The sequence below is a fragment of the Pseudoalteromonas sp. S3260 genome, from assembly GCF_005886925.1.
GTDB lineage: Bacteria > Pseudomonadota > Gammaproteobacteria > Enterobacterales > Alteromonadaceae > Pseudoalteromonas > Pseudoalteromonas tetraodonis.
Window position 1 is genome coordinate 79,624 of record NZ_PNCV01000010.1, and the last position, 23,222, is coordinate 102,845.

20 protein-coding genes are annotated in these 23,222 nt (G+C 40.4%); 12 read left to right on the forward strand and 8 right to left on the reverse strand.

Going from position 1 to position 23,222, the window contains the following annotated elements:
* The first annotated feature begins 1 nt into the window (after window position 1).
* The 5 genes from pgm to CWC14_RS02115 all read left to right on the forward strand — a co-directional run bounded on the left by pgm (window position 2) and on the right by CWC14_RS02115 (window position 6,787).
* Window positions 2-1,639 (forward strand): phosphoglucomutase (alpha-D-glucose-1,6-bisphosphate-dependent), encoded by a 1,638-nt coding sequence (gene pgm / locus CWC14_RS02095; protein ID WP_138560991.1) that lies wholly within the window; start codon window positions 2-4, stop codon window positions 1,637-1,639.
* 82 nt (window positions 1,640-1,721) lie between these two features.
* Entirely contained in the window at window positions 1,722-2,774 is a 1,053-nt protein-coding gene (gene astE, locus CWC14_RS02100; RefSeq protein ID WP_138560993.1) for a succinylglutamate desuccinylase, read from the forward strand.
* Window positions 2,775-3,039: 265 nt separating this feature from the next.
* Window positions 3,040-4,254, forward strand: a complete 1,215-nt coding sequence (locus tag CWC14_RS02105) for a thiamine pyrophosphate-dependent dehydrogenase E1 component subunit alpha (protein ID WP_064662492.1) — start codon at window positions 3,040-3,042, stop codon at window positions 4,252-4,254.
* The gene (locus tag CWC14_RS02110; RefSeq protein WP_013464999.1) at window positions 4,254-5,231 is read left to right on the forward strand and encodes an alpha-ketoacid dehydrogenase subunit beta; all 978 of its coding nucleotides are present in this window, start codon (window positions 4,254-4,256) and stop codon (window positions 5,229-5,231) included. Before CWC14_RS02105 ends, CWC14_RS02110 begins: the two co-directional genes overlap by 1 nt.
* Before the next feature lie 8 nt (window positions 5,232-5,239).
* Window positions 5,240-6,787, forward strand: a complete 1,548-nt coding sequence (locus tag CWC14_RS02115) for a dihydrolipoyllysine-residue acetyltransferase (RefSeq protein WP_138560995.1) — start codon at window positions 5,240-5,242, stop codon at window positions 6,785-6,787.
* Window positions 6,788-6,886: 99 nt separating this feature from the next.
* Here CWC14_RS02115 and CWC14_RS02120 read toward each other — a convergent pair whose 3' ends face one another.
* Together CWC14_RS02120 and CWC14_RS02125 are read right to left on the reverse strand one after the other, a co-directional pair.
* Window positions 6,887-8,056, reverse strand: a complete 1,170-nt coding sequence (locus CWC14_RS02120) for a putative manganese transporter (RefSeq protein WP_138560997.1) — start codon at window positions 8,054-8,056, stop codon at window positions 6,887-6,889.
* An 85-nt stretch (window positions 8,057-8,141) separates the two neighbouring features.
* On the reverse strand, window positions 8,142-9,770 hold the full coding sequence (locus CWC14_RS02125) for a M28 family metallopeptidase (protein ID WP_138560999.1): 1,629 nt from the start codon (window positions 9,768-9,770) through the stop codon (window positions 8,142-8,144).
* A gap of 107 nt (window positions 9,771-9,877) precedes the next feature.
* Here CWC14_RS02125 and CWC14_RS02130 point away from each other — a divergent pair, with 107 nt between their 5' ends.
* The 3 genes from CWC14_RS02130 to CWC14_RS02140 are packed head-to-tail and all read left to right on the forward strand — an operon-like array spanning window position 9,878 to window position 12,676.
* Window positions 9,878-10,690, forward strand: a complete 813-nt coding sequence (locus CWC14_RS02130; RefSeq protein WP_138561001.1) for a DUF3025 domain-containing protein — start codon at window positions 9,878-9,880, stop codon at window positions 10,688-10,690.
* A complete protein-coding gene (locus tag CWC14_RS02135; RefSeq protein WP_138561003.1) occupies window positions 10,687-11,475 on the forward strand; it encodes an ABC transporter ATP-binding protein in 789 nt (262 codons plus the stop codon). The genes CWC14_RS02130 and CWC14_RS02135 overlap by 4 nt, the downstream gene beginning before the upstream one ends.
* Window positions 11,468-12,676, forward strand: a complete 1,209-nt coding sequence (locus CWC14_RS02140; RefSeq protein ID WP_138561027.1) for an ABC transporter permease — start codon at window positions 11,468-11,470, stop codon at window positions 12,674-12,676. The genes CWC14_RS02135 and CWC14_RS02140 overlap by 8 nt, the downstream gene beginning before the upstream one ends.
* 123 nt (window positions 12,677-12,799) lie before the next feature.
* Here the strand turns inward: CWC14_RS02140 and CWC14_RS02145 are convergent, their stop codons facing one another.
* The 5 genes from CWC14_RS02145 to CWC14_RS02165 form a co-directional block, all read right to left on the reverse strand.
* Window positions 12,800-14,524, reverse strand: coding sequence for a proline--tRNA ligase (locus CWC14_RS02145; RefSeq protein WP_076921336.1), 1,725 nt, complete (start codon window positions 14,522-14,524; stop codon window positions 12,800-12,802).
* Window positions 14,525-14,653: 129 nt separating this feature from the next.
* Entirely contained in the window at window positions 14,654-15,358 is a 705-nt protein-coding gene (gene tsaA / locus CWC14_RS02150) for a tRNA (N6-threonylcarbamoyladenosine(37)-N6)-methyltransferase TrmO (RefSeq protein WP_090492532.1), read from the reverse strand.
* 165 nt (window positions 15,359-15,523) lie between these two features.
* On the reverse strand, window positions 15,524-16,093 hold the full coding sequence (locus tag CWC14_RS02155; RefSeq protein ID WP_055012103.1) for an outer membrane beta-barrel protein: 570 nt from the start codon (window positions 16,091-16,093) through the stop codon (window positions 15,524-15,526).
* 250 nt (window positions 16,094-16,343) lie between these two features.
* Window positions 16,344-16,808 carry an acyl-CoA thioesterase gene (locus CWC14_RS02160; protein WP_024602547.1) on the reverse strand — a complete coding sequence of 155 codons (465 nt, stop codon included), beginning with the start codon at window positions 16,806-16,808 and terminating at the stop codon, window positions 16,344-16,346.
* Between the two features lie 101 nt (window positions 16,809-16,909).
* Window positions 16,910-18,556 (reverse strand): electron transfer flavoprotein-ubiquinone oxidoreductase, encoded by a 1,647-nt coding sequence (locus tag CWC14_RS02165; protein ID WP_076921332.1) that lies wholly within the window; start codon window positions 18,554-18,556, stop codon window positions 16,910-16,912.
* Window positions 18,557-18,776: 220 nt separating this feature from the next.
* On the opposite strand from CWC14_RS02165, the gene CWC14_RS02170 reads away from it, so the two are divergent.
* The 4 genes from CWC14_RS02170 (at window position 18,777) to CWC14_RS19600 (ending at window position 21,706) form a co-directional block, all read left to right on the forward strand.
* Window positions 18,777-19,526 (forward strand): electron transfer flavoprotein subunit beta/FixA family protein, encoded by a 750-nt coding sequence (locus tag CWC14_RS02170; RefSeq protein ID WP_076921329.1) that lies wholly within the window; start codon window positions 18,777-18,779, stop codon window positions 19,524-19,526.
* Window positions 19,527-20,453, forward strand: coding sequence for an electron transfer flavoprotein subunit alpha/FixB family protein (locus CWC14_RS02175; RefSeq protein WP_138561005.1), 927 nt, complete (start codon window positions 19,527-19,529; stop codon window positions 20,451-20,453).
* 224 nt (window positions 20,454-20,677) lie between these two features.
* Window positions 20,678-21,229: an acyltransferase family protein gene (locus CWC14_RS19595; protein WP_249928672.1), complete on the forward strand. Its 552-nt coding sequence runs from the start codon at window positions 20,678-20,680 to the stop codon at window positions 21,227-21,229.
* 117 nt (window positions 21,230-21,346) lie between these two features.
* Window positions 21,347-21,706: a hypothetical protein gene (locus CWC14_RS19600; RefSeq protein ID WP_249928673.1), complete on the forward strand. Its 360-nt coding sequence runs from the start codon at window positions 21,347-21,349 to the stop codon at window positions 21,704-21,706.
* Between the two features lie 61 nt (window positions 21,707-21,767).
* Here CWC14_RS19600 and asnS read toward each other — a convergent pair whose 3' ends face one another.
* Window positions 21,768-23,165: an asparagine--tRNA ligase gene (gene asnS, locus CWC14_RS02185; protein ID WP_013464983.1), complete on the reverse strand. Its 1,398-nt coding sequence runs from the start codon at window positions 23,163-23,165 to the stop codon at window positions 21,768-21,770.
* Window positions 23,166-23,222: the final 57 nt, after the last annotated feature.

The window sequence follows — 23,222 nt, forward strand, 5'->3', positions numbered from 1 at the left end:
CATGGCAATTCATTCCGGCGCAGGTAAAACTGCACCACAATCGGCTTTAGTGAATGTACCAAAGTTAGTGTCTGCGTATTATTTAAATGAGCCTGACTTAGAGCAAAACCCCGAGCATTGTGTTGCATTTGGCACCTCAGGGCATCGAGGCTGTGCCTACGATGTAAAATTTAACGAATCACACATATTATCAATCACCCAAGCTATTTGTGATTATAGAAAACAGAACGATATATTTGGTCCGTTATTTTTAGGTAAAGATACCCACGCACTGAGCGAGGCGGCCTTTAACTCAGCAATTGAAGTGTTGGTTGCTAATGAAGTCCAAGTGATCACCCAAGAAAATGGTGACTTTACTCCAACGCCAGTTATTAGCCATGCTATTGTTAGTTATAATAAAAATCATCCTAATGAGCTTGCCGATGGCATTGTAGTGACTCCATCTCATAATCCACCAGAAGATGGCGGTTTTAAATATAACCCGCCCAATGGCGGTCCTGCAGACACAGACGTTACAAAATGTATTGAAGACAGAGCCAATCAATTATTATTAGAAGACTTAGTTGAAGTAGAACTGTTTCCTTTTGCTAAAGCTTCACGTTCTGGTTTTATTCGCTACGAAGATTTAATGACGCCTTATATTGATGATTTAAAAAACATTATTAATTTAAAAGCGATTAGTGATGCAGGTATTAAAATTGGTATCGATCCATTAGGTGGTTCAGGCATTAACTTTTGGCCAGTGATTGCTAAAAAATATAATCTAGATTTAACCGTTGTGAATGACAGTGTTGATCCGCGTTTTGCATTTATGCCGCTTGATAAAGATGGCAAAATTCGTATGGATTGCTCATCGCCTTATTCAATGGCGAATTTAATTGCCCTTAAAGATGATTTTGATTTATCGATAGGTAATGACCCTGATTATGACCGCCATGGCATAGTAACACCAGATGGGTTAATGAACCCAAATCACTTTTTAGCGGTAGCCATTGATTATTTGCTAACACATCGTGACTGGGATGCCAGTGTTGAAATTGGTAAAACCCTCGTTTCTAGCTCAATGATTGATAAAGTCACTGAGCGTAATAACCGTAAAGTTAAAGAAGTGCCGGTTGGTTTTAAATGGTTTGTTGAGGGGTTAAATAAAGGTAAATTGGCTTTTGGTGGTGAAGAAAGTGCTGGTGCTGCTTTTTTACGTTTTGATGGCAGCGTTTGGTGTACAGACAAAGATGGCTTTATCATGGGGCTACTTGCCGCTGAAATTCTTGCAGTTACAGGTAAAACACCGTCTGCGTTATATAAAGAGCTAGAACAAGAGTTTGGTGCGCCACTTTATAAACGTTTAGATGCGCCGGCAACGCCTGAGCAAAAATCACGATTAAAAGCGCTCAGTGCAAATGACGTAAAAGCAGATACCTTAGCGGGTGAAGCCATTTTACAAAAACTTACTCATGCGCCAGGTAATAATGCGGCAATTGGTGGTTTAAAAGTAGTAACTGAAAGCGGCTGGTTTGCGGCGCGTCCGTCAGGTACGGAAGATATTTATAAAATTTACTTAGAATCATTTAAAGGCGAAGAGCACTTAGCCTTATTAGAAAAAGAAGCTAAAAAACTGGTTGATTCAGTGATTAGCTAATATGCAATTACAACTAAAAACGGCTGATTTTATCAGCCGTTTTTGTATCTATAATTTATAAAACAAAAAGGGCTTTATAGTGATGTCAGCCACTTCAGAATATATTAATCAATTAAAACAAGATGGTGATTTTTTAACGCTTTCGCGTAACCATGAATGGCATTTAGAGGCAGGTCAATTTACGCTTAACAACCAGACTAAAGTAACCATACACGATACCGGAGTAATTGAATTTGAACCAGATTGTATAACCTCAAAAAATGTGGTGCTATCCAGTGCCATTCATGGCAATGAGACAGCCCCCATTGAAATTTGCGATGAACTCATTAAACACATTATTAGTGGGCAACTTGAATTACAACAGCGTGTTTTATTTATTTTTGGTAATCCTCAGTCAATTAATATTGGTAAACGATTTGTAGAAGAGAACTTAAACCGCTTGTTTAACGGCCACCACACTGTTGATGGTATAGCGATGAACGACGAACGCGTTCGCGCTGATAAACTTGAGCAATATGTTAGCGATTTTTATGCGCGTTCAGAGCAGGGTACGTATCGCTGTCATTATGATTTACATACCGCTATTCGCGGTTCTAAAAACGAAAAATTTGCTGTTTACCCATTTTTACATGGCAAGCCTTGGAAAAAGTCGCAACTGCAGTTCTTATTAAGCTGTGGTGTAAATACAGTATTGATGATGAAGTCGCCTGCTACCACGTTTAGCTACTATTCGTCGTTTGTGCATGGGGCTGACTCATTTACTGTAGAGCTTGGGCAAGTGAAACCCTTTGGTGAAAACGACATGTCACGCTTTGCAAAAACAAAACAAACTCTAACTGCATTAATTAGCCAAAAAGAAGTAAAATACCCAGAATTTAATGCAAGCGACTTTGAGTTGTTTTCTGTTCATCGTACTATTAACCGCACAGAGCAAAACTTTAGTTTTCCGTTTTCTGACGATGCCGAGAATTTTACAGGGTTTGCAAAGGGTGAGCTTTTAGCCACCGATGGCGATAATGCCATATATGCCGACGTAGAAGGGGAAGCAATTATTTTTCCTAACGCACAGGTTGCCATTGGGCAACGTGCATTACTTACAGTAGTCCCTATGCAAGTGGATAGCCGCTTTAGCTAAATCAACACATCAGACCACTTGTTATGAAAGTTTAACCAACTGATTAATAAGTGGTTAATTATATGTATAGTTAACTTGCCAGTTTTTTGCTCATTATTTACTTTTCTTTGGTCACAGTTTTGTTGAATAACACTTTACGTTAACGTAAAGTGTTGGCAGCTTTAATTAAATACAGTGCAGATGTTGCAAAGTTTATTCAGCAACTATCACCCATAATAATAATCCAAAGGGGCGCTGTGATACCGACAACAAAAGAAGGTAGGTTATGAGTAATCCCAATAACGTATCGCTGAATATTAATCATGAGCTTGAGTTTATTGACGGCCACGCACTTAATATTCCAACCCTGAGTATTTTAACTGAGGACGGCGACATTCATCCTAGTGCTCCTGCACCTGATATTTCTAAACACACCGCTATTAAATTATACGAAACCATGCGTTTTATTCGTTTATTGGATGAACGTATGCAGGGTGCTCAACGCCAAGGGCGTGTTAGCTTTTACATGCAGTGTTTAGGAGAAGAAGCCGCGGTAACAGCCTCTGCTGCAGCCCTTGATCAAGATGACATGATCATGGCGCAATATCGTGAACAAGCAGCCTTACACTATCGAGGTTTTACCCTTGATCAATTTATGAACCAAATGTTTTCTAATGAATTAGATTTAGGTAAAGGCCGTCAAATGCCGATCCATTATGGTTCTAAAGCACTTAACTACATGACCATTTCATCACCTTTGGGAACACAAATTCCACAGGCTACGGGTTACGCATATGGTCAAAAAGTAAAACACATTGATGCTAAAACAGGTGAACTAGCAAGTACTATTGATAACGTTACTATTTGTTATTTTGGTGAAGGGGCTGCTTCAGAAGGTGATTTTCATGCAGGCTTAAATATGGCTGCAGTACATAAAGCACCGGTTATCTTTTTTGCACGTAACAATGGTTATGCTATTTCAACCCCAGCCGATGAGCAATTTAAAGGCGATGGGATTGCATCGCGTGGTGTGGGTTATGGTATTAAAACTATTCGTGTTGATGGCAGTGATGCGCTCGCCGTTTACGCGGCTACTAAAAAAGCCCGCGAAATTGCTGCAACACAAGGTGAACCGGTATTAATTGAATCGATAGCGTATCGTTTAGGTGCGCATTCAACATCAGATGATCCAAGCGGTTACCGTTCAAAAGATGAAGAAGCAAACTATAAAACATGCCCAATTGAGCGCTTTAGAAAATGGTTAGTAAAACAAAACTGGTTAGATGACGCAGAAGATATCAAAGCGAAAGAAACAATTCGTGATGATATTTTAGCGGCACTAAAACGCGCTGAAGTAATTGATAAGCCGGCGTTAGAAGAGCTAATTTCAGATGTTTACGATACGCCAATTCCATCTTTACAACGTCAATATGATGAACTTAAAACGCATATAAAAGCACATCCAGACGCCTACCCAACAACAGCAGGGAGAATTAAGTAATGGCTAAAATGAACATGCTACATGCAATTAATTCTGCTTTAGATATCACCATGAATGAACATCCTCAAGCGTGTATTTTTGGTGAAGACGTGGGTTATTTTGGCGGTGTTTTTAGAGCAACATCAGGGTTACAAGAAAAGTACGGTAAGCATCGCGTATTCAATACCCCGCTCACAGAGCAAGGTATTTTAGGCTTTGCTAATGGTTTGGCAGCCTTTGGTGCACCTGCATTGGCAGAGATTCAATTTGCTGATTACATCTTTCCTGCGTTTGACCAAATAGTGAATGAATCGGCTAAGTTTCGTTATCGTAGTGGTAATGAGTTTAATGTGGGTAATCTAACGATTCGTACACCTTACGGTGGCGGTATTGCTGGTGGTTTGTATCACTCGCAATCGCCAGAAGCGTACTTTGCTCACACGCCAGGGTTAAAAATTGTTGTGCCGCGTAACCCGTACCAAGCTAAAGGCTTACTGCGTGCGTGTATTAAAGACGACAACCCAGTGCTATTTTTTGAGCCCAAACGTTTATACCGCGCTTCAACTGGTGAAGTGCCTGAAGAAGATTACAGCATTGAACTTGGTAAAGCTGAAGTGGTTCAAGAAGGTACTGACGTTACTTTATTAGCGTGGGGTGCACAAATGGAAATTATAGAAGCAGCGGCAAAGCAAGCCAGTGAACAGGGCATTAGCTGTGAAGTGATTGACCTTCGCAGTATTTTACCATGGGATGTTGAAACGATTGCTAAATCAGTGACTAAAACAGGCCGTCTTATTGTTAGTCATGAAGCACCTATTACTAACGGTTTTGGCGCAGAAATAGCCGCAACCATCGCTCAAGAGTGTTTTCTGCATTTAGAGTCGCCTATTTTACGTGTGTGTGGTTTAGATACGCCATACCCGCTGGCGCTCGAAAAAGAATATGTTCCAGATGCATTAAAAGTAATGGCCGCAATTAAACAATCAGTGAACTTTTAGGGGTTTCCATGGCTAAAGATTTTATATTACCCGACATTGGTGAAGGCATAGTTGAATGCGAAGTAGTCGAATGGCTGGTACAAGAAGGCGACACTGTAAAAGAAGATCAGCCTATTTGTGATGTGATGACAGATAAAGCCTTAGTGCAAATTCCAGCGGTACACGATGGGGTGATCACTAAGCTGCATTGTAAAAAAGGCGATATTGCTAAAGTACATGCGCCGTTATTTGCAATGGATGTTGCCGGTGAAGCGCCTAGTGAAGAGACTCAAACAGCTTCTTCACCAACAAGTACTCGTGAACACTTAGAAGACTTTATTTTACCCGACATTGGTGAAGGTATTGTTGAGTGTGAAATTGTTGAATGGTTAGTGGCAGAGGGCGATGAAATAGAAGAAGACCAAGCCGTTTGTGATGTAATGACCGATAAAGCATTAGTACAAATACCGGCTAAATACACAGGTACAGTGCAAAAGCTGTATTATCAAAAAGGTGAAATTGCAAAGGTGCATAGCCCATTATTTCAAATGACGGTTGCAGGGCAAGTCGCAAAAGAAGACGTTGATGTTAACCAAGCAGTTGTAAAAGCACAAAGTAACGCAACGTCAGACGCACCTGCTAAGCAAACGCAAACTGCAATAGTTAACAAAAAAGCGGTTGCATCACCGGCGGTTAGGCGTAAAGCGCGTGAGCTTGACGTTGATTTAACCTGCGTACCAGGTAGTGGTAAAAATGGCCGTATTTATAAACAAGATATTGAGGCGTTTATAAAAAATGAAGTGCCATCTGGCATGGATACCTCTGAGCTTAACAAGCCACAAACGACTCAGAGTAACGCGACTAGTTCGGGTGGAACACGAACAGAAGCGATTAAAGGCATTAAAGCGGCCATGGCAAAACAAATGGTGGCATCGGTTTCTACTATTCCACATTTTACCTATAGTGATGAAATTGACTTAACTGATTTAATTGCACTTCGAACTGATCTTAAAGAGCAATATAAAGCACAGGGTGTTAAGTTAACTATGATGCCGTTCTTTATTAAGGCGTTATCGTTGGCAATGAGTCAATTCCCAGTACTTAACTCAAAAGTAAATGATGATTGTAGCGAAATTACTTACTATGACGATCATAACATTGGGGTTGCAGTAGACTCTAAAGTCGGTTTATTAGTGCCTAACATTAAGGCTTGCCAAACTAAAAGTATTGTAGAGGTTGCTAACAGTTTAACTCAGCTTACCGATTCAGCTCGAGAAGGCCGCGTAGCACCAGATGATTTAAAAGGCGGTACTATTAGTATTTCGAATATAGGTGCGATTGGTGGCACTATAGCTACGCCAATTATTAATAAGCCAGAAGTGGCGATTGTTGCCTTAGGTAAATTACAGCACCTTCCGCGCTTTGACGAGCAAGGGCAAGTGGTATCGCGTGCAATTATGCAAGTAAGTTGGTCAGGGGATCACCGTGTAATTGATGGCGGCACTATCGCGCGCTTTAATAATTTATGGAAAGAATACTTAGAGCAGCCAGCTAAAATGATGATGGCAATGCGCTAATCTTTTTCATTAAATTATTAATATGAATAAATAAAACCAGCTAATTAGCTGGTTTTTTATATCTTGAAAGTAAATTAATTCAATAAAAGGTAGTTCAATTTAGCTGAAAAAATACAGTCCATAACCCACTAATAACGCCGGGACTGCGGTATATAGTGTGGCAATAATAGCCGCTTTAGGTGTCATGGCAATGGCTGGGAAAAGCGCATCGCCATCGTTGGAAATGGCATTGGCCGCTAATGTGCTAAACGGAATAACCCCTTGAATATATAAAGTGGTAACAATTATTTGCGGGCCACAGCCAGGTAAAAAACCAATTAATACCGCTATGAGCGGGGCCATATAAGCATAATTTAAAAACCATGTTTTTAAGTCAAGGCCAAACACTGTCACCAGTAGTTCAAATAATATAAAGGAGGCAACCACCCACGCGGTTACAAAATGCGTATCTTGCAGTACTTTTGTGAGTTTTGAAGGTGGACTGCATATATCATCTTCTGAGGTTACTTCTTTATAGCTTTCACCTTTTGAAGATAACGCCCACATAAATACGACAAACAACGCCATTAATGCGCCAAAATGAGTAACAGTGAATGTGGTGTACTGCCCAAATTGGCTCAAATCAATATTAAAAGCGAGTAAAAAGGCAATGAGTAACCCCGGAATAATAGCGATGTACCAAATAGGCTTACTGAGCGTAATTATTTTCGTCGGTAAAAGGGTAACCTGTGGTGTGTGCTTTTGATCAGTTGGGCATAAGTAGCCTGTTTTATGAAGTGTGTTGACGATTAAACCCGTTACTGAGCCAACCACAAACCCTATTGCCATGATGGTTAAACCCTCGGTAGGGCGAGTCGCTAACAATAAAAACGCGGCATCACCCATAGTGGCCGTTAATACAGCAACAATTGCGCCAAAGCTAGCTTGGCCTTTTGTAAATTGAGTCACCACAATAATCGCGCCACCACAGCCTGGTAACATGCCTAAAAAAGCAGCAAAGCTGACCTCTAATACCGGTGACTTAGCATTTAGGTAACGAAGCTCTAGTTGGGGTAAATGATCAATCGCGTAGTAGTAAATAAATAAGGTCGCAACAACAAACACACTGACTTGAAAAAAAGCATCACTCAGTGCAGTAATTGTTATGGCGCGTAAATCGGGCAGGGCTAAACAGACTAAAATTAACAGAGGTAAAATTAGGCGTTTATTTTGATGAAAAACACGTTTTGCAGCTGGCGAAATAACTCCTAAATGGGATGTTAAAAACATACAGTACGACCTAATTAAAGAATGAGATCGCACTGTACTATTTAATTAAATGATAATCAATATCATTTACGTGTTGTCGCAGTAGTTACTTTTTACGTTGAAACTCTGAGTTTTCATTCCACGTAGGCCACTGAGTTTGTTGTGAAATATCAAAACCTACTTTATAAAATAATTGTAAATCTTGAACCGCACCTGATAAATCCCACTCATCACGGTATCTATCACAAGGTTGGTGGTAACAACCACGCAGTACTAAGCTCATACGCTTACGGTAATTTGCAGTTTCTTCATCAAACGCTTGTGTACCGCCACCGGCATACATGGCAGGAACACCCATATTAGCAAAGGCAAAGTGATCTGAGCGGTAGTAACCACCTGAAGATGGTTTAGGGTCGCCCGATACTTTTCTGCCTTGCTCTTTGGCCGCAGTTGCTAATAGCTCATCCATTTGTGATTTACCAATACCCACCACACTAATATCTTTTACTTTACCTAATAGGTTTAAGCTGTCCATATTAATATTTGCAACGGTTTTATTAGCTGGAATAACTGGATTCGCAGCATAATATTTCGAGCCTAATAAACCTTGCTCTTCAGCGGTTACCGCTAAAAAGGTCATTGAACGGTCAGGGCGTTTACCTAGTTTGGTAAAGGCTTCGGCAACTTCTATCATACCGGCTGTACCTGTTGCGTTATCGTGGGCACCATTATAAATTTGATCGCCTTTACGATTTTTATCCGTTCCTAAATGATCCCAATGCGCAGAGTAAATAATATGCTCATCGGGTGTTTTACTACCAGGAAGAGTGGCAATAAAGTTATAAGATACCGATTTTTTGATGGTGTTTTTTACATTCACAGTGGCTGTTAAATCGCCCATATCAACATGGTAAGCACCTTTGGCAGCGTTTGCTTTGGCGGTTTCAAAATTAAGGCCTGCTTTAGAAAAAAGCTCTTTTGCTACATCAACAGTAACCCAACCTTCAACAGCAACACGGTCCATATTATTGTTTTCTTTTACGAAACCAAATTGCTCGCCACTCCATGAGTTCTCAACCACAGACCAAGGGTAAGACGCTGGAGCAGTTTCATGAATAATAATAGCACCAGCAGCACCTTGACGGCTTGCTTCTTCGTATTTGTAAGTCCAGCGCCCGTAATAGGTCATTGCATCGCCGGTGAATAAAGCAGGATCTTTAGTTGCAAAACCCGGATCGTTTACCAGCATAACAACGGTTTTACCTTTAACATCTAGGCCTTCGTAATCATTCCAGTTATATTCAGGTGCGTTAACACCGTAGCCCACAAATACAAGCTCCGAGTTTTCAATTCCTTCTTGCGCACTAATACGGCTGCTGCCCATAACCATGTCTTTTTTGTATTGGTAGTCTTTACCGCCAATATTAAGCACCATATCAGAGTCTGCTTCTAACGATACAAGCGGCACTTCTTGGAAAAAGCTGTCGCCATTACCCGGCTCAAAGCCTAAAGCAGTAAATTCTTTTGTTAAGTAATCAAGTGTAAGCTTTTCACCTTCAGATGAAGGAGCACGTCCACCAAATTCATCTGAAGCTAACACTTTTACATGCTTAGCAATTTCATCCGCTTGAATGCTGTTGTAGCCTTTAGCGACATCATCAGATGTGATACTTGTTGTTGCACAGCCGGCTAAAATTGCCGTTGTTATTAGGGTCAAAGAAAAATAACGTTTCATATTGGCTCTTTTTTTGTTCTAAGTGGCGTTAGTATATGAACTTCTATTAATTAGAACCAGTTTTTGCGGTAAACTGTTGCTGATAAAAATGTACAGTAAAGGTAACAATGAAGCGTTTTACTCCCCCAGAACAATTTCAAGTAACGAGTATAAATGGAGGTGCATTTGAGCACCTTCGTCAGCTGTTTAAAATAGATCAGCTAACAGACTGGCCTGAGCCTGCGTACTTTACCCCGTATTTAAACGCCATCAATGCTAATAATCTCCCCATTCGTTTTGTCGATGATGCCAAGGTTGATTTTGCTGAGCGCTATTATGAACAAGTCATTTTTGAAACAGGGGACGTGCCCACCCGACAACAAAACTGGCATGATCTGTTTGGTGGTTTTATTTGGTGTTTATTTCCAAAAACAAAAGCCTTAATAAATCAGCGTCATGTAGATGAAATAGCAGTCCATGGTTTAAAACAACGCAGTAAACATCGTAACGCATTAACCCTGTTTGACGAGTGTGGCGTAGTTTTAGCTATTAGTGATTCAAATTGGAAAGAATGCTTAAGAGACCACCAATGGAAAACAGCATTTATAACGCATAGAGAGCAGTGGGGTAAAACTATAGCGCCATTCATGTTTGGCCACGCTAATTACGAAATGTTGACCAAACCTTATATTGGGCTCACAGGCAAAGCCTTATTTGTAAATGTACCCGATGAAATATTTTGTAAAGATTTAGTAACGCAATATCAGTACCTAGATCAGCGCCTTTATGAGATGATTAAAACTGATGATTGTTTAGCCGATAACAAACAGCTTTCACCTTTACCTTTATTAGGTGTTCCTGGTTGGTGTGATGAGAATAACAATCCATCATTTTACGATAACACGGACTATTTTAGACCGAAACGAAGGACACGAAAATGATAGAAGTTACCGCGCTTAAAAAGAAATTTAAGCTCACTAAAGATCATAAAAAAAATAAAATAGATGATATAGACCCCCGTGAAGATAAAGATTATTTTCACTCGGTCAAAAATGTCAGCTTTAGCTGTGCAAAAGGCGAAGTATTAGGGCTCTTAGGGCCTAATGGTGCAGGCAAAACCACAACATTAAGAATGATCTCTACCGCTTTAAAACCTGATGATGGCAGTATTACTATTGCAGGAAATGACATAATTAAAAAGCCACTCATTGGGCGTAAATCTATCGGTTTTTTATCCGGCTCTACTGGTTTATATGGTCGTTTAACGGTAAAAGAAAACATAGAGTACTTTGCAAAACTGCACGGCATGAGCAAGCCGGCTATTAAGGCACGCTGTGAAGAGTTATTTACCTTACTTGATATGCATAAATTTATTGATAAACGTGCTGAAAACTTATCAACCGGCATGAAGCAAAAAGCCAACATTGCGCGTGCTGTGGTACATAACCCAGACGTTGTTATTCTCGATGAGCCAACTACCGGCCTCGATATTATGACCACCCAAACGGTGATCAACTTTATTAAAGGCTTAAAAGCACAAGGTACTCCTGTTATTTTTTCTACGCATCATTTGGATGAAGTAGCCCTTTTATGTGACCGCGTTGCGGTGATTAATGAAGGCGTTAGTTGTTTTGATGGCACGCTTGCTGAATTTAAACAGGCAGGCAACAGTGAAGAATTAAATCAAGCGTTTATGAACATTTTAACGGAGAAACATGATGTTTGAAGTATTTAAAAAGGAATTAACCGAGCTACTACGCGATAAAAAAACCTTATTGTTCGTGGTGGTATTTCCTATTGTAGTTTTCCCGTTGTTATTTGCTGTGGTTGCGTTTATATCCTCGCAAGCTGCGCTTGATGCTGAACAAAAAGTAAATACCTATGTGATTATCAATGGCGACTATGCACCAGAATTTACTGATAAAGTGTTTTATCACAAAAGCTTTGAGTTATATAAAGGTGATAAAACCTTCAACAGTATTGAGGAGCTAAAAGCTGGTGTAAACGCCGGCGATATCGACATGGGAATATACCTGCCAAGTGATGCAGTGAAAACATTAAATGAGCAAAAGCAAAGCGAATGGCAAGTTGTATTTAATGATTCAAAATCAATTAACTTCTTATTTGAGCGTGTCAAAGAGCTTGCTAAAGAGTACAGCGATACTTTACAAGAAAGTAAATTATTGAGCTTTGGTATAGATAAAAGCGCACAAGAATCTATTTTAAAGCCAGTTAATGTAGTTAAAGTAGACACTGCCGATAAGCGCGAAAACCTAGGTGAAAAAGTGGGTGGGTTTTTACCTTATCTACTTATTCCGTTAGTACTGGTAGGCGCAACGTATCCAGCTATTGATTTAGGGGCCGGTGAAAAAGAACGAGGTACCTTAGAAACTTTATTACTTACACCTATTACTCGTACCGAGCTAGTATTGGGTAAATTCATTACTCTACTCACTACGTCAATTGCATCAACCACGATAACCGTTATTAGTATGGGGTGTTGGATAGCCTTAGCGCTGGCTTTTGCTGATCTTGAATTTATCAAAGCCGCTTTTAGTACATTGGCTATCACAGACTTACTAATGATTTTTGTCTTATTATTGCCTATAGCTGCAACCTTTTCTGCATTAGCTCTGGCAATATCAATCTATGCACGCTCGTTTAAAGAAGCGCAAAATTACATGACGCCATTAAGTATGGTCGTGTTTTTCCCGATTATTATTTCAATAATGCCTAACATGGAACTGACTTCTAAAACGGCGTTTATTCCGGTAACTAACGTCGCCTTAGCGATTAAAGAAATTGTTAAAGGCACCGTTGATTACACGCTGGTGGGATTGATATTCCTAGCAACAGCACTCATCGCAGGGGCACTCCTGGCATTTTGTGTGAAATGGTTTAACCGTGAAGATGTGTTGTTTAGATAATTAATTATTATTAGGTTTTAGTGCTGAAATGAGTACTTAAAAAATCGAGCTTGGCTTACAGAAATTAATAAAAAACCGCTGTATGAAAAAATCATACAGCGGTTTTTTTAATTAATTTTAAGCTTATGCATTAAATTGATTTTTGATTGTTTCAATCGCGCTATCAATATCTATCATTAGCTTTTCACCAGTGCGGCGGTTTTTAAGTTCTACCTTGTTTTCATCAAGGTTACGCTCACCAATGACAAGCGTGTAAGGTACACCGAGTAATTCCATGTCGTTAAACATAACACCAGGGCGCTCTTTACGGTCATCAAATAGCACATCTAAACCTGCATCTTTCAAACCTTGATATAGATTATTAGCAATATCAGGAATACGATGCGATTTATGCATATTCATTGGCACAATTGCTAAATCGAAAGGGGCGATGGCTTTAGGCCAGGTAATACCGTATTGGTCGTTATTTTGCTCAATGGCAGCGGCAACTACGCGCGATACACCAATACCATAACAACCCATAGTCATTGTTTGGTTTTTACCCGATTCGCTTAATACACCTGCTTTCATTGCTTCTGAGTATTTAGTACCTAGTTGGAAAATATGACCAACTTCAATACCGCGCTTAATTTGCAACGTGCCTTGACCACACGGGCTAGGATCGCCCTCAACAATATTACGGATATCAGCAACCTCGTAGTCTGTTACGTCGCGATCCCAGTTAATACCACTAAAGTGCTCATCGTCTTTGTTTGCGCCAGCTACAAAATCAGCCATTACATTCGCCGTTCTATCAACAATAATTGGCATGTTTAAGCCAACAGGGCCTAAAGAACCCGGTTTTGCGCCAATGGCAGCCACAATATCTGCCTCGGTTGCCATTTCTAATGGTGCAGCAACCAGTGGGTGTTTTTCAGCTTTAAGTTCATTAAGCTCGTGATCGCCACGCAGTACTAGTGCAACTAAGCCACGTTTTCCGTCTTCATCAGGGGCGCCATAAACAATCAGTGTTTTAACACCGCGATGTGGTTTTACACCATAGTGTTTTTTCAGCTCATTAATTGTTTTAGCATTAGGCGTTGGGAATGCTTTTAGCTCTTTGCTTGCTTCAGGGCGCGATTCAATTGGCGCTAGCGCTTCTGCTTTTTCAATATTAGCGGCGTAGTCACTGGCATCACTAAAAGCAATGGCGTCTTCGCCAGATTCAGCAAGTACGTGAAACTCATGCGATACACTACCGCCAATAGAGCCTGTATCTGCAATTACTGGGCGGAAATCAAGGCCTAAACGTTCAAAAATATTACAGTAGGCTTTGTGCATTACTTGATACGTTGCATCTAAACATTCATCGGTTAAATGGAATGAGTAGGCATCTTTCATAGTAAATTCACGGGCACGCATAACACCAAAACGTGGGCGACGTTCGTCACGTACTTTAGTTTGTACTTGGTACAAAGTAATTGGTAGTTGTTTGTAGCTGTTAATTTCTTTACGAACAAAATCGGTGATCACTTCTTCATGGGTAGGGCCCATGGCAAATTCACGATTGTGACGATCGGTAAAGCGCATAAGCTCTGGACCAAACTCACTCCAGCGGCCAGACTCTTCCCATAAGTCAGCCGGTTGAATTACTGGCATTAGCATTTCAATTGCGCCTGCTTTATCCATTTCTTCGCGTACAATGTTTTCTACTTTTCTAAGCACACGTAAACCAGAGGGTAGCCAAGTGTATAAACCCGAAGCGACGCGACGGATCATTCCGGCTCTAAGCATTAATTGATGCGATACAATTTCCGCATCTGATGGCGTTTCTTTAAGTGTAGCGAGTATATATTGACTAGTACGCATGTTTTTTCCGAAATAGAGTAATATGTTCTTTTAATTAAGGCGCTCAGTTTACCAGCGGATGCATTGACACTAAAGCGCTAAGTGATTTTTTATCGCATTTTATAGCTATAGCAGGGTTTTAAAGTTAGTTTAACTGGGCTCTATATGAGTAACCAGATGATGAGAGTCAGTCACTTGCCAGGTAATGTTGTATTCATACAAATTCATACCATAACTTTGCATGCCTTGTTTTTGCTTTTTATACGCTGGGCGAGGATCTTGTTTTAGCACATTGCTGATAAACGCTTGTAGCTCAGGATAGTGGCTTTGTTTATTTATAAATTCCAAAGCTTGCTCACTAAATTCAACACTCATGTGAGTTTCAGGGCGCGTGTCGGCAAAGCCTGCACTGGCATCAGGTAAAGCGTCTGAATAGGGCAAATAAGGCTTAATATCAACAATAGGTGTACCATCAAGTAAATCAATACCGGCGAGCAATAACGCTAACTGCCCATTTTTGTATTCAATTCCCTCTAACTTAACAGCACTCATCCCTATAGCGTTAGGTCTGAATGTAGCGCGTGTGGCAAAAACGCCTTTACGTTCATTACCACCAAGGCGCGGCGGGCGCACCATTGCTGAATAGCCTTTATCTGCGGTTTCATGAAAACGAAATAATAGCCAAATATGGCTAAATTCATCTAAACCACGAACAAATTCTTCACGATTAAAATCTGGAGCAAAAATAAGTTTAGCTTTAGCTTCGGGCACTAATCGAGGTTGTCTAGGAATGGCAAACTTTTGTTTATACGGTGATTGAATATGGCCAATAGCCGAAATTTGATAATCGCTCATAATGCTCGGTTATAGAAAAAATAGAGCGTTATTCTACCTTTAATTAATGTTGCTGGCATTAGCTTAATTAGGAGAGGAGTTATAGACTGATTGGTTTAAATATGGAATAAAAAAGGGCAAGGCTAAACCTAGCCTTACCCTTAGATTGCAACTATTGAGTTGTTATTAAAACATGTATTGGAATGATACTGACGCAACATCCATTTCTGGATCAATATCATCTTCTAATTCGTAACGCTCATACTCTAAACGCACTTGCATATTGGTTGTAAATGCATATTCAATACCTGCACCGTAAAATACGTCGCCGCCATCTTGAGATGCGCTTACGCTGCCAACCGGTAGCTCTTGAGTAACGTCTGCATCCCATTCAAACCAACCACCTTTTGCATAAACAGAAAAGTCTTCAGTGATTGGCGCTGCAAAACGCGCTGCTAGTGATACCCCATCAATTTCTGCTTTACTGTCTATGTCACTCACTTCATCAAAATTTTGATAGGCAAGCTCAAGACTTAAATGTTCATTAAATTGAGTACCGATATAACCTTTTAACATTTGCGCATCGTCATCGAAATCGGTGTCGTTTTCGCTATCTTCAAACTGAAATGAATATTGGCCGTAACCAATACCCGTATAAATACGTGGAGAGTCCATGTCGGTAACATCAGCCTGTGCTGCTGAATTAAAACCCAGTGTTGCTAAAGCAAGTGCAGAGAGAGAAAGTGTTTTAATCATTGTATAGCTCCTTTAAAAAATAAAATCTAATGTTCGATAGATTTATCAAACGTCGATTTACTAATTGCAGTGAACATGCCAATAATTTTTTTGTTCAATATTTTCTCTTAAAGTGTATTTATTGAACTTTTTTGGTGGTTTAAGTACGCAAAACATCCAGCTGTTAAGCGTACTGTTAATTTGTAAAAAAATAAAAATTGTAGAATTTACAGCTTGTTGTAGTTTATACATACCTGCAAAAGGTACTTAATTAAACTTGATAAAGTAAGTTTTCTGTTTCTATCGCTATTTGTTTCATTTTAATGGCGTAATTTTCTAGCTTTTTATCTTCGTCAGTAACAGATGTGAATTCAGGAACGGCAACAGGGTAGCCCGTCTCATCCATAGCAACAAAACTTATTACACAATGATTAGTTTCAACTAAGTTTTGGGTTTTAGGGTCGCCACAGCGTACTTGTATGAAAATTTGCATACTGGTTTTACCGGTGTGTGCAATTTTTGCTTCCACTTCAACAATTTGGCCAACCAAAATAGGACGGCTAAACTTAACGCCCGCAACCGATACGGTTACGCAGTAATGACCGCTCCAACCTGCAGCACAGGCATAGCCTGCTTGGTCAATCCACTTCATGACCACACCACCATGCACCTTACCACCAAAATTTACATCGGTAGGCTCTGCTAAAAAACGAAAAATTACACTCGACGACGCCATAACACACTCTCATTTATTCATATTACTTAACAGCATAGCGCAAAAAAGGGGCCGAAGCCCCTGCAATTTAGGATAAGTTTATAATTTCTTTAGAAAGGTTGTTACATATTGGGGTAGTTAGGACCGCCAGCACCTTCAGGGGTGACCCAGGTGATATTTTGGTTCGGATCTTTAATATCACAGGTTTTACAATGCACACAGTTTTGTGCATTGATCACAAAGACTTGCTCGCCTTCGACTTCTTGTACTTCATAAACGCCGGCAGGGCAGTATCGCTGTGCAGGTTCATCAAATTTAACTAAATTTACCTTAATCGGAATTGATGCATCTTTGAGTTTTAAATGACACGGCTGCGATTCTTCATGATTAGTGTTTGATAAAAATACCGAAGAAAGCTTATCAAAGCTGAGTTTGCCATCAGGCTTTGGATAGGCAATTTTTTCAGCTTGATCAGCGTCTTTTAAAGTGGCGTGATCGGGTACGTTATCTTTAAAACTAAACGGTAGGGCACCCTTAAATATGTTTTGATCAAGGGTGTTGTATGCACCGCCTGCAAATTTACCTAATGTATGCATTGCAGGGCCAAAGTTTCGAGATTGATACAGCTCTTTATACGCCCATGACTTTTTAAACTCAGCGGTGTACTGGGTTAAATCAGTGTTAGCTAAATCGTTTTGTAGCGCATTAAAAATGACCTCAGCGGCTATCATGCCTGACTTCATAGCCGTATGATTACCTTTAATTTTTGCAAAATTAAGCGTGCCTGCTTCACAGCCCACTAACAAGCCACCCGGGAAATGCATTTTAGGTAAAGAGTGTAAACCGCCTTTGGCAATGGCGCGCGCACCATAAGCAATACGCTCACCCCCTTCGAGGGTGTTTTTAAATACCGGGTGGTGTTTTAAGCGCTGAAACTCATCAAATGGGCTTAAATGTGGATTTGAATAATTTAAATCAACTATTAAACCAACCACCACTTGGTTGTTTTCGCTATGATACATAAAAGCACCACCGCCAGTATCGCCACTCAATGGCCAACCGGTTCCGTGAACTACTTTACCAAGCTGATGTTTAGATTCATCCACTTGCCAAATTTCTTTAAAGCCTAAACCGTAATGCTGTGGCGAGCATTCATCGTCTAAAGCAAACTGATTGATCAGTTGCTTACCTAAATGGCCGCGACAGCCCTCAGCAAATACCGTGTATTTAGCACGTAACTCCATACCCGGCATGTAACCGTCTTTTTCGTCACCGTTTTTATCCAGCCCCATATCACCGGTAATAATGCCTTTAACAACATCATCTTCAATAATAAGTGAATGAGCACTAAAGCCTGGAAATATTTCAACGCCCAAGTTTTCTGCTTGCTCAGCAAGCCAACGACATACATTCCCCATAGAAACAATGTAGTTACCGTTATTATGAAATGTATTTGGTGTAGCAAAGTGAGGAATTGAGGTTGCTTTTTGTTCGTTATTAAACCAATAAATTTCATCGCTTTGGACTTTAGTCGTAACAGGCGCGCCCAATTCTTGCCAGTTTGGCAGTAGTTCATCCAATGCTTTGGTTTCAAAAACAGCACCCGATAATACATGCGCGCCCACTTCTGAGCCTTTTTCAACTACACATATCATGCACTCTTGTTGTTTTTCTTGTGCTTGCTGCGCGAGTTTAATTGCTGTTGAAAGCCCCGCAGGACCTGCCCCTACAACAACTACATCAAATTCCATGGTTTCGCGTTCAATCATAATAACCTCTTTATCTATGACGGACTCACCTTTGCATTATTTGGCAAAAAGTAAGCTAAGCAACCTGTTTCTTTGTTATGCAAATTAATCGTTACAGGTTGTGAATAGTTTAAGGTTATTTTAGGTTGACGTTTACGTCAACAGGAAGTAGTCTGATTTCATAAAATAAATAGGTTGACGTAGACGTTAGCTTATAGGTTTAAATAATTATGGAGTCCCTATGAAAGTTCTCGTACCAATAAAAAGAGTGATTGATTACAACGTAAAAGCTCGCGTTAAACCTGATAACAGCGGTGTTGATTTAACAAACGTAAAAATGGCAATGAACCCATTTTGTGAAATTGCGGTAGAAGAAGCGATTCGTTTAAAAGAAGCGGGTACTGCAAGCGAAGTGGTTGTTGTGACTATTGGCGCTAAAGCATCACAAGAGCAATTACGCACAGCACTTGCCCTTGGCGCTGATAAAGCGATTCATGTTGAAACCGAGCAAAACCTAGAATCTCTCCATATTGCAAAGTTACTTGCGAAAGTGGTTGAGCAAGAATCTCCTGAGCTGGTTATTTTAGGCAAGCAATCTATCGATTCTGATAATAATCAAACAGGCCAAATGCTCGCTGCATTAACTAATCGCGGCCAAGGTACATTTGCTTCAAAAGTCGTTATTGAAAATGGCAAAGTGAATGTAACCCGCGAAGTTGATGGCGGTTTGCAAACTGTTGCGCTTAATTTACCCGCAATAGTCACCACCGATTTACGTTTGAATGAGCCACGTTATGCGTCGCTACCTAATATTATGAAAGCCAAACGTAAGCCGTTAGAAGTTATAGCGGCTGATTCGCTAGGTGTTGATTTAACACCGCGTATTGAAGTCGTTCATGTAGAAGAACCAGCAAAACGCAGCGGCGGCATTATTGTTGAAGACGTTGCACAGCTTGTAGAAAAACTTAAAACAGAGGCAAAGGTGATTTAAATGAAAACTCTTGTAATTGCAGAGCACGATAACGGTGCCTTAAAACCAGAAACCTCAAAAACCATTAACGCCGTTAAAAAATTAGGCTTTGATGTCGATGTATTGTTAGCTGGCATAAACTTAGGTGCCATGAGTGAGTCACTTGCGAGCATCGAGAGTGTTACAAATGTATTACTTGCAGATAACGCGGTGTACGAACATCAACTTGCTGAAAGCATGACAGATCTAGTGTTATCACTTGCAGATGAGTATAGCCATATCGTGGCAAGTGCCACAACGACAGGTAAAAACTTTATGCCGCGTGTTGCCGCATCATTAGATGTTGCACAAATTTCAGAAATTATTGATGTTATTGACGCAGACACGTTTAAACGCCCAATCTATGCGGGAAATGCCATAGCAACGGTTAAATCACTCGATAATAAAAAAGTGATCACCGTGCGTGCAAGTAGCTTTGATTTACAAGGCGAACAAGCACCAGCTAATGTCACAACCTTAGATACGGTCTCTGATTCACAGTTAAGTAGCTTTGTAAGTGTTGAGCAAACTGAGTCTGAACGCCCAGAGCTCACCGCAGCTGATGTGGTTATTTCAGGTGGTCGAGGCATGCAAAATGGTGAAAACTTTGTGCTACTTAATGGTATTGCCGATAAACTGGGAGCTGCAATTGGCGCTTCACGTGCAGCGGTTGACGCAGGCTTTGTCCCTAACGACATGCAAGTAGGCCAAACAGGTAAAATTGTAGCGCCTAATTTATACATAGCGGTGGGTATTAGTGGTGCAATTCAGCATTTAGCAGGCATGAAAGACTCAAAAATTATTGTGGCCATAAATAAAGACTCAGATGCGCCTATTTTCCAAGTGGCTGATTACGGTTTAGTTGCTGATTTATTTGATGTATTACCTGAACTTGAACAAGCTTTATAAAGTTTAATAACCACAGCATTATATAAAGTTAAATATTCTGATTTAAAGCCGCCGTTTCATTCTTGATTCTGCGGCTTTTTTAATTCAATAACGCCACTTATCTAAATTACTTGCGCTTGGCTTTTTTTATAACAAGGTGACAGCGTTGTCAGTTGTAGACACTCAAATTATTAAATAGGAGCCAAAATGACAAGGTATAAAGCGCTTGATGCTATGCGGGGGTAATGATACTGGTAAATACACTGGGTTCGTGGTCCCACGTGTATGCCCCTTTACTTCATGCCGATTGGCATGGGTGTACACCAACGGATGTAATTTTTCCGTTTTTCATGTTTATAATTGGCTCTGCGATGTTTTTTTCATTTAAAAAAACCAACAGCACAGCTAATGCAAGCCAAGTGTTACGGCTGATAAAACGAGGAGCAATTATTTTTGCTATTGGCTTAGCGTTAAATATGTATCCCTTTACCACGAGCATTGAAAACTTAAGAATACTGGGCGTATTACAGCGAATAGGCATTGCCTATATTTTAGCGTCTATCTGTGTATTGTTACTCAACAGGCGAGGGGTGATCAGCTTATCGGTTGCAATTTTAATTGCATATTGGTTACTGCTTTTAAGTGTTGGTTCTAATAATGCCTATACACTAGAGAACAACCTGGTTAGAACGGTTGATATAGCGGTATTAGGTGAATCGCATTTGTGGCAAGGTAAAGGATTAGCGTTTGATCCAGAAGGGCTTTTGAGCACCTTACCAAGTGTAGTAAGTGTTTAATTTGGCTTTGAGGTTACCCGTTTACTTACCAGTTCTAGCAGTCAATGGACAAGTATTAAGCGTTTGTTGGTCATTGGGGTTGTTGGTATCGCTTTAGGGCAATTAGGCTCGCTGATTATGCCAATTAATAAATCGCTTTGGACCAGTACCTTCGTTATTTACACCTCAGGGATTGCCTGTATTGTACTGGCCTTTTTTGTATGGCTTTGCGACATAGTAAAACCCGAACGCCTTGTTAATCCATTAATTGTATATGGCTCGAATCCGTTGTTTATTTATGTGTTATCGGGTGTGTGGGTACTGAGCTATTCACTGATTAATATTGGCGAGCTAAACTTGGGGGATTGGATGTATCAACAGTTAGCCTTAGTCATGAGTGCTAAATTGGCATCGTTCACCTTTGCTTTATTGCATGTTATTGGCTTTTGGTTAATGTCAAATATGCTTTATAAACGCAAGATATTTATAAAGATTTAGATAAAGACAATAAAAAACCAACCCTTAGGTTGGTTTTTTATTTAACGTTACAAAGCGTGGCTTAGTACGTTGCGCTGCCTTTAGTACGAGGGAATGCAATTACATCACGTACGTTACCCATACCGGTAACATAAGCAACTAAGCGCTCAAACCCTAAACCAAAGCCAGAGTGTGGCACGCTACCGTATTTACGTAGGTCGCGGTACCAGCTGTAGTCTTCTTTATTTAAGCCCATTTCGTCAAGGCGTGCATCTAATACATCAAGACGCTCTTCACGTTGTGAACCACCAATGATCTCACCAATGCCAGGTGCCACTACGTCCATAGCCGCTACGGTTTTACCGTCTTCGTTTTGACGCATGTAAAATGCTTTAATATCGCGCGGGTAGTTTTTAATAACAACCGGTGCTTTAAAGTGTTCTTCTGCTAGGTAACGCTCGTGCTCAGACTGTAAATCTACACCCCATTCAACAGCGTACTCAAATTTCTTGCCACATGCTTTTAGAATTTCTACAGCGTCTGTGTAATCAACTTGTGCGAAGTCTTTTTCAACAAATTCCTCTAAACGGCTAATCGCTGTTTTTTCGATACGTTGAGCAAAAAACTCCATGTCGTCACGGCGTTCTTCTAATACCGCTTTAAACACGTACTTAAGCATGTTTTCAGCCAATTTTGCGATATCTTCTAAATCAGCAAACGCAACTTCTGGCTCTACCATCCAAAATTCAGCTAAGTGGCGAGATGTATTTGAATTCTCTGCACGGAACGTAGGACCAAAGGTGTAAATTTTTGACATAGCTGATGCATATGTTTCACCGTTTAACTGGCCAGATACCGTTAGGAATGCTTCTTTACCAAAAAAGTCTTCGCTGTAATCAATTTCGCCTTTATCTGTCATTGGCAGGTTTTGCATATCAAGGGTTGATACGCGGAACATTTCACCCGCACCTTCACAGTCACTGGCTGTGATGATTGGTGTACTGATCCAGTAAAAGCCTTGCTCATGGTAAAAACGGTGAATCGCTTGCGCTAAACAGTTACGTACGCGCGTTACTGCGCCAATCATATTGGTGCGCGGGCGCAGGTGAGCGTGCTCACGTAAGTACTCAATGCTGTGGCGCTTCGCCGACATTGGGTAAGTATCTGGATTTTCAACCCAACCTAACACAGTCACTGAGTTAGCTTGAATCTCGAAAGATTGGCCTTGTCCTGCTGATTGTACTAATACACCGGTAACCGACACAGAACAGCCTGCTGTTAAGCTTGTAACTTCATCATAATTATTCAGTGAATTAGGAACTACCGCTTGAATAGGATCAAAACACGAACCGTCATGAACGGCTAAAAATGATATTCCTGCTTTTGAATCGCGGCGTGTACGGATCCAGCCTTTAATGGTTACTTGGCTGTCTACCGCAACATTGCCTTTTAATAGCTCTGAAATCGCTAAATGGCTCATCTTCACTCCAATGATATAAGTTGCCTAACTATATAAATTAATTGTGCGTTACTCATG

Excerpts from the sequence above, each read along its gene's own strand:
- pgm (WP_138560991.1), top strand. The coding sequence starts at position 2 with ATGGCAATTCATTCCGGCGCAGGTAAAACTGCACCACAATCGGCTTTA.
- astE (WP_138560993.1), top strand. The coding sequence starts at position 1,722 with ATGTCAGCCACTTCAGAATATATTAATCAATTAAAACAAGATGGTGAT.
- CWC14_RS02105 (WP_064662492.1), top strand. The coding sequence starts at position 3,040 with ATGAGTAATCCCAATAACGTATCGCTGAATATTAATCATGAGCTTGAG.
- CWC14_RS02110 (WP_013464999.1), top strand. The coding sequence starts at position 4,254 with ATGGCTAAAATGAACATGCTACATGCAATTAATTCTGCTTTAGATATC.
- CWC14_RS02115 (WP_138560995.1), top strand. The coding sequence starts at position 5,240 with ATGGCTAAAGATTTTATATTACCCGACATTGGTGAAGGCATAGTTGAA.
- CWC14_RS02120 (WP_138560997.1), bottom strand. The coding sequence starts at position 8,056 with ATGTTTTTAACATCCCATTTAGGAGTTATTTCGCCAGCTGCAAAACGT.
- CWC14_RS02125 (WP_138560999.1), bottom strand. The coding sequence starts at position 9,770 with ATGAAACGTTATTTTTCTTTGACCCTAATAACAACGGCAATTTTAGCC.
- CWC14_RS02130 (WP_138561001.1), top strand. The coding sequence starts at position 9,878 with ATGAAGCGTTTTACTCCCCCAGAACAATTTCAAGTAACGAGTATAAAT.
- CWC14_RS02135 (WP_138561003.1), top strand. The coding sequence starts at position 10,687 with ATGATAGAAGTTACCGCGCTTAAAAAGAAATTTAAGCTCACTAAAGAT.
- CWC14_RS02140 (WP_138561027.1), top strand. The coding sequence starts at position 11,468 with ATGTTTGAAGTATTTAAAAAGGAATTAACCGAGCTACTACGCGATAAA.
- CWC14_RS02145 (WP_076921336.1), bottom strand. The coding sequence starts at position 14,524 with ATGCGTACTAGTCAATATATACTCGCTACACTTAAAGAAACGCCATCA.
- tsaA (WP_090492532.1), bottom strand. The coding sequence starts at position 15,358 with ATGAGCGATTATCAAATTTCGGCTATTGGCCATATTCAATCACCGTAT.
- CWC14_RS02155 (WP_055012103.1), bottom strand. The coding sequence starts at position 16,093 with ATGATTAAAACACTTTCTCTCTCTGCACTTGCTTTAGCAACACTGGGT.
- CWC14_RS02160 (WP_024602547.1), bottom strand. The coding sequence starts at position 16,808 with ATGGCGTCGTCGAGTGTAATTTTTCGTTTTTTAGCAGAGCCTACCGAT.
- CWC14_RS02165 (WP_076921332.1), bottom strand. The coding sequence starts at position 18,556 with ATGATTGAACGCGAAACCATGGAATTTGATGTAGTTGTTGTAGGGGCA.
- CWC14_RS02170 (WP_076921329.1), top strand. The coding sequence starts at position 18,777 with ATGAAAGTTCTCGTACCAATAAAAAGAGTGATTGATTACAACGTAAAA.
- CWC14_RS02175 (WP_138561005.1), top strand. The coding sequence starts at position 19,527 with ATGAAAACTCTTGTAATTGCAGAGCACGATAACGGTGCCTTAAAACCA.
- CWC14_RS19595 (WP_249928672.1), top strand. The coding sequence starts at position 20,678 with ATGATACTGGTAAATACACTGGGTTCGTGGTCCCACGTGTATGCCCCT.
- CWC14_RS19600 (WP_249928673.1), top strand. The coding sequence starts at position 21,347 with ATGCCAATTAATAAATCGCTTTGGACCAGTACCTTCGTTATTTACACC.
- asnS (WP_013464983.1), bottom strand. The coding sequence starts at position 23,165 with ATGAGCCATTTAGCGATTTCAGAGCTATTAAAAGGCAATGTTGCGGTA.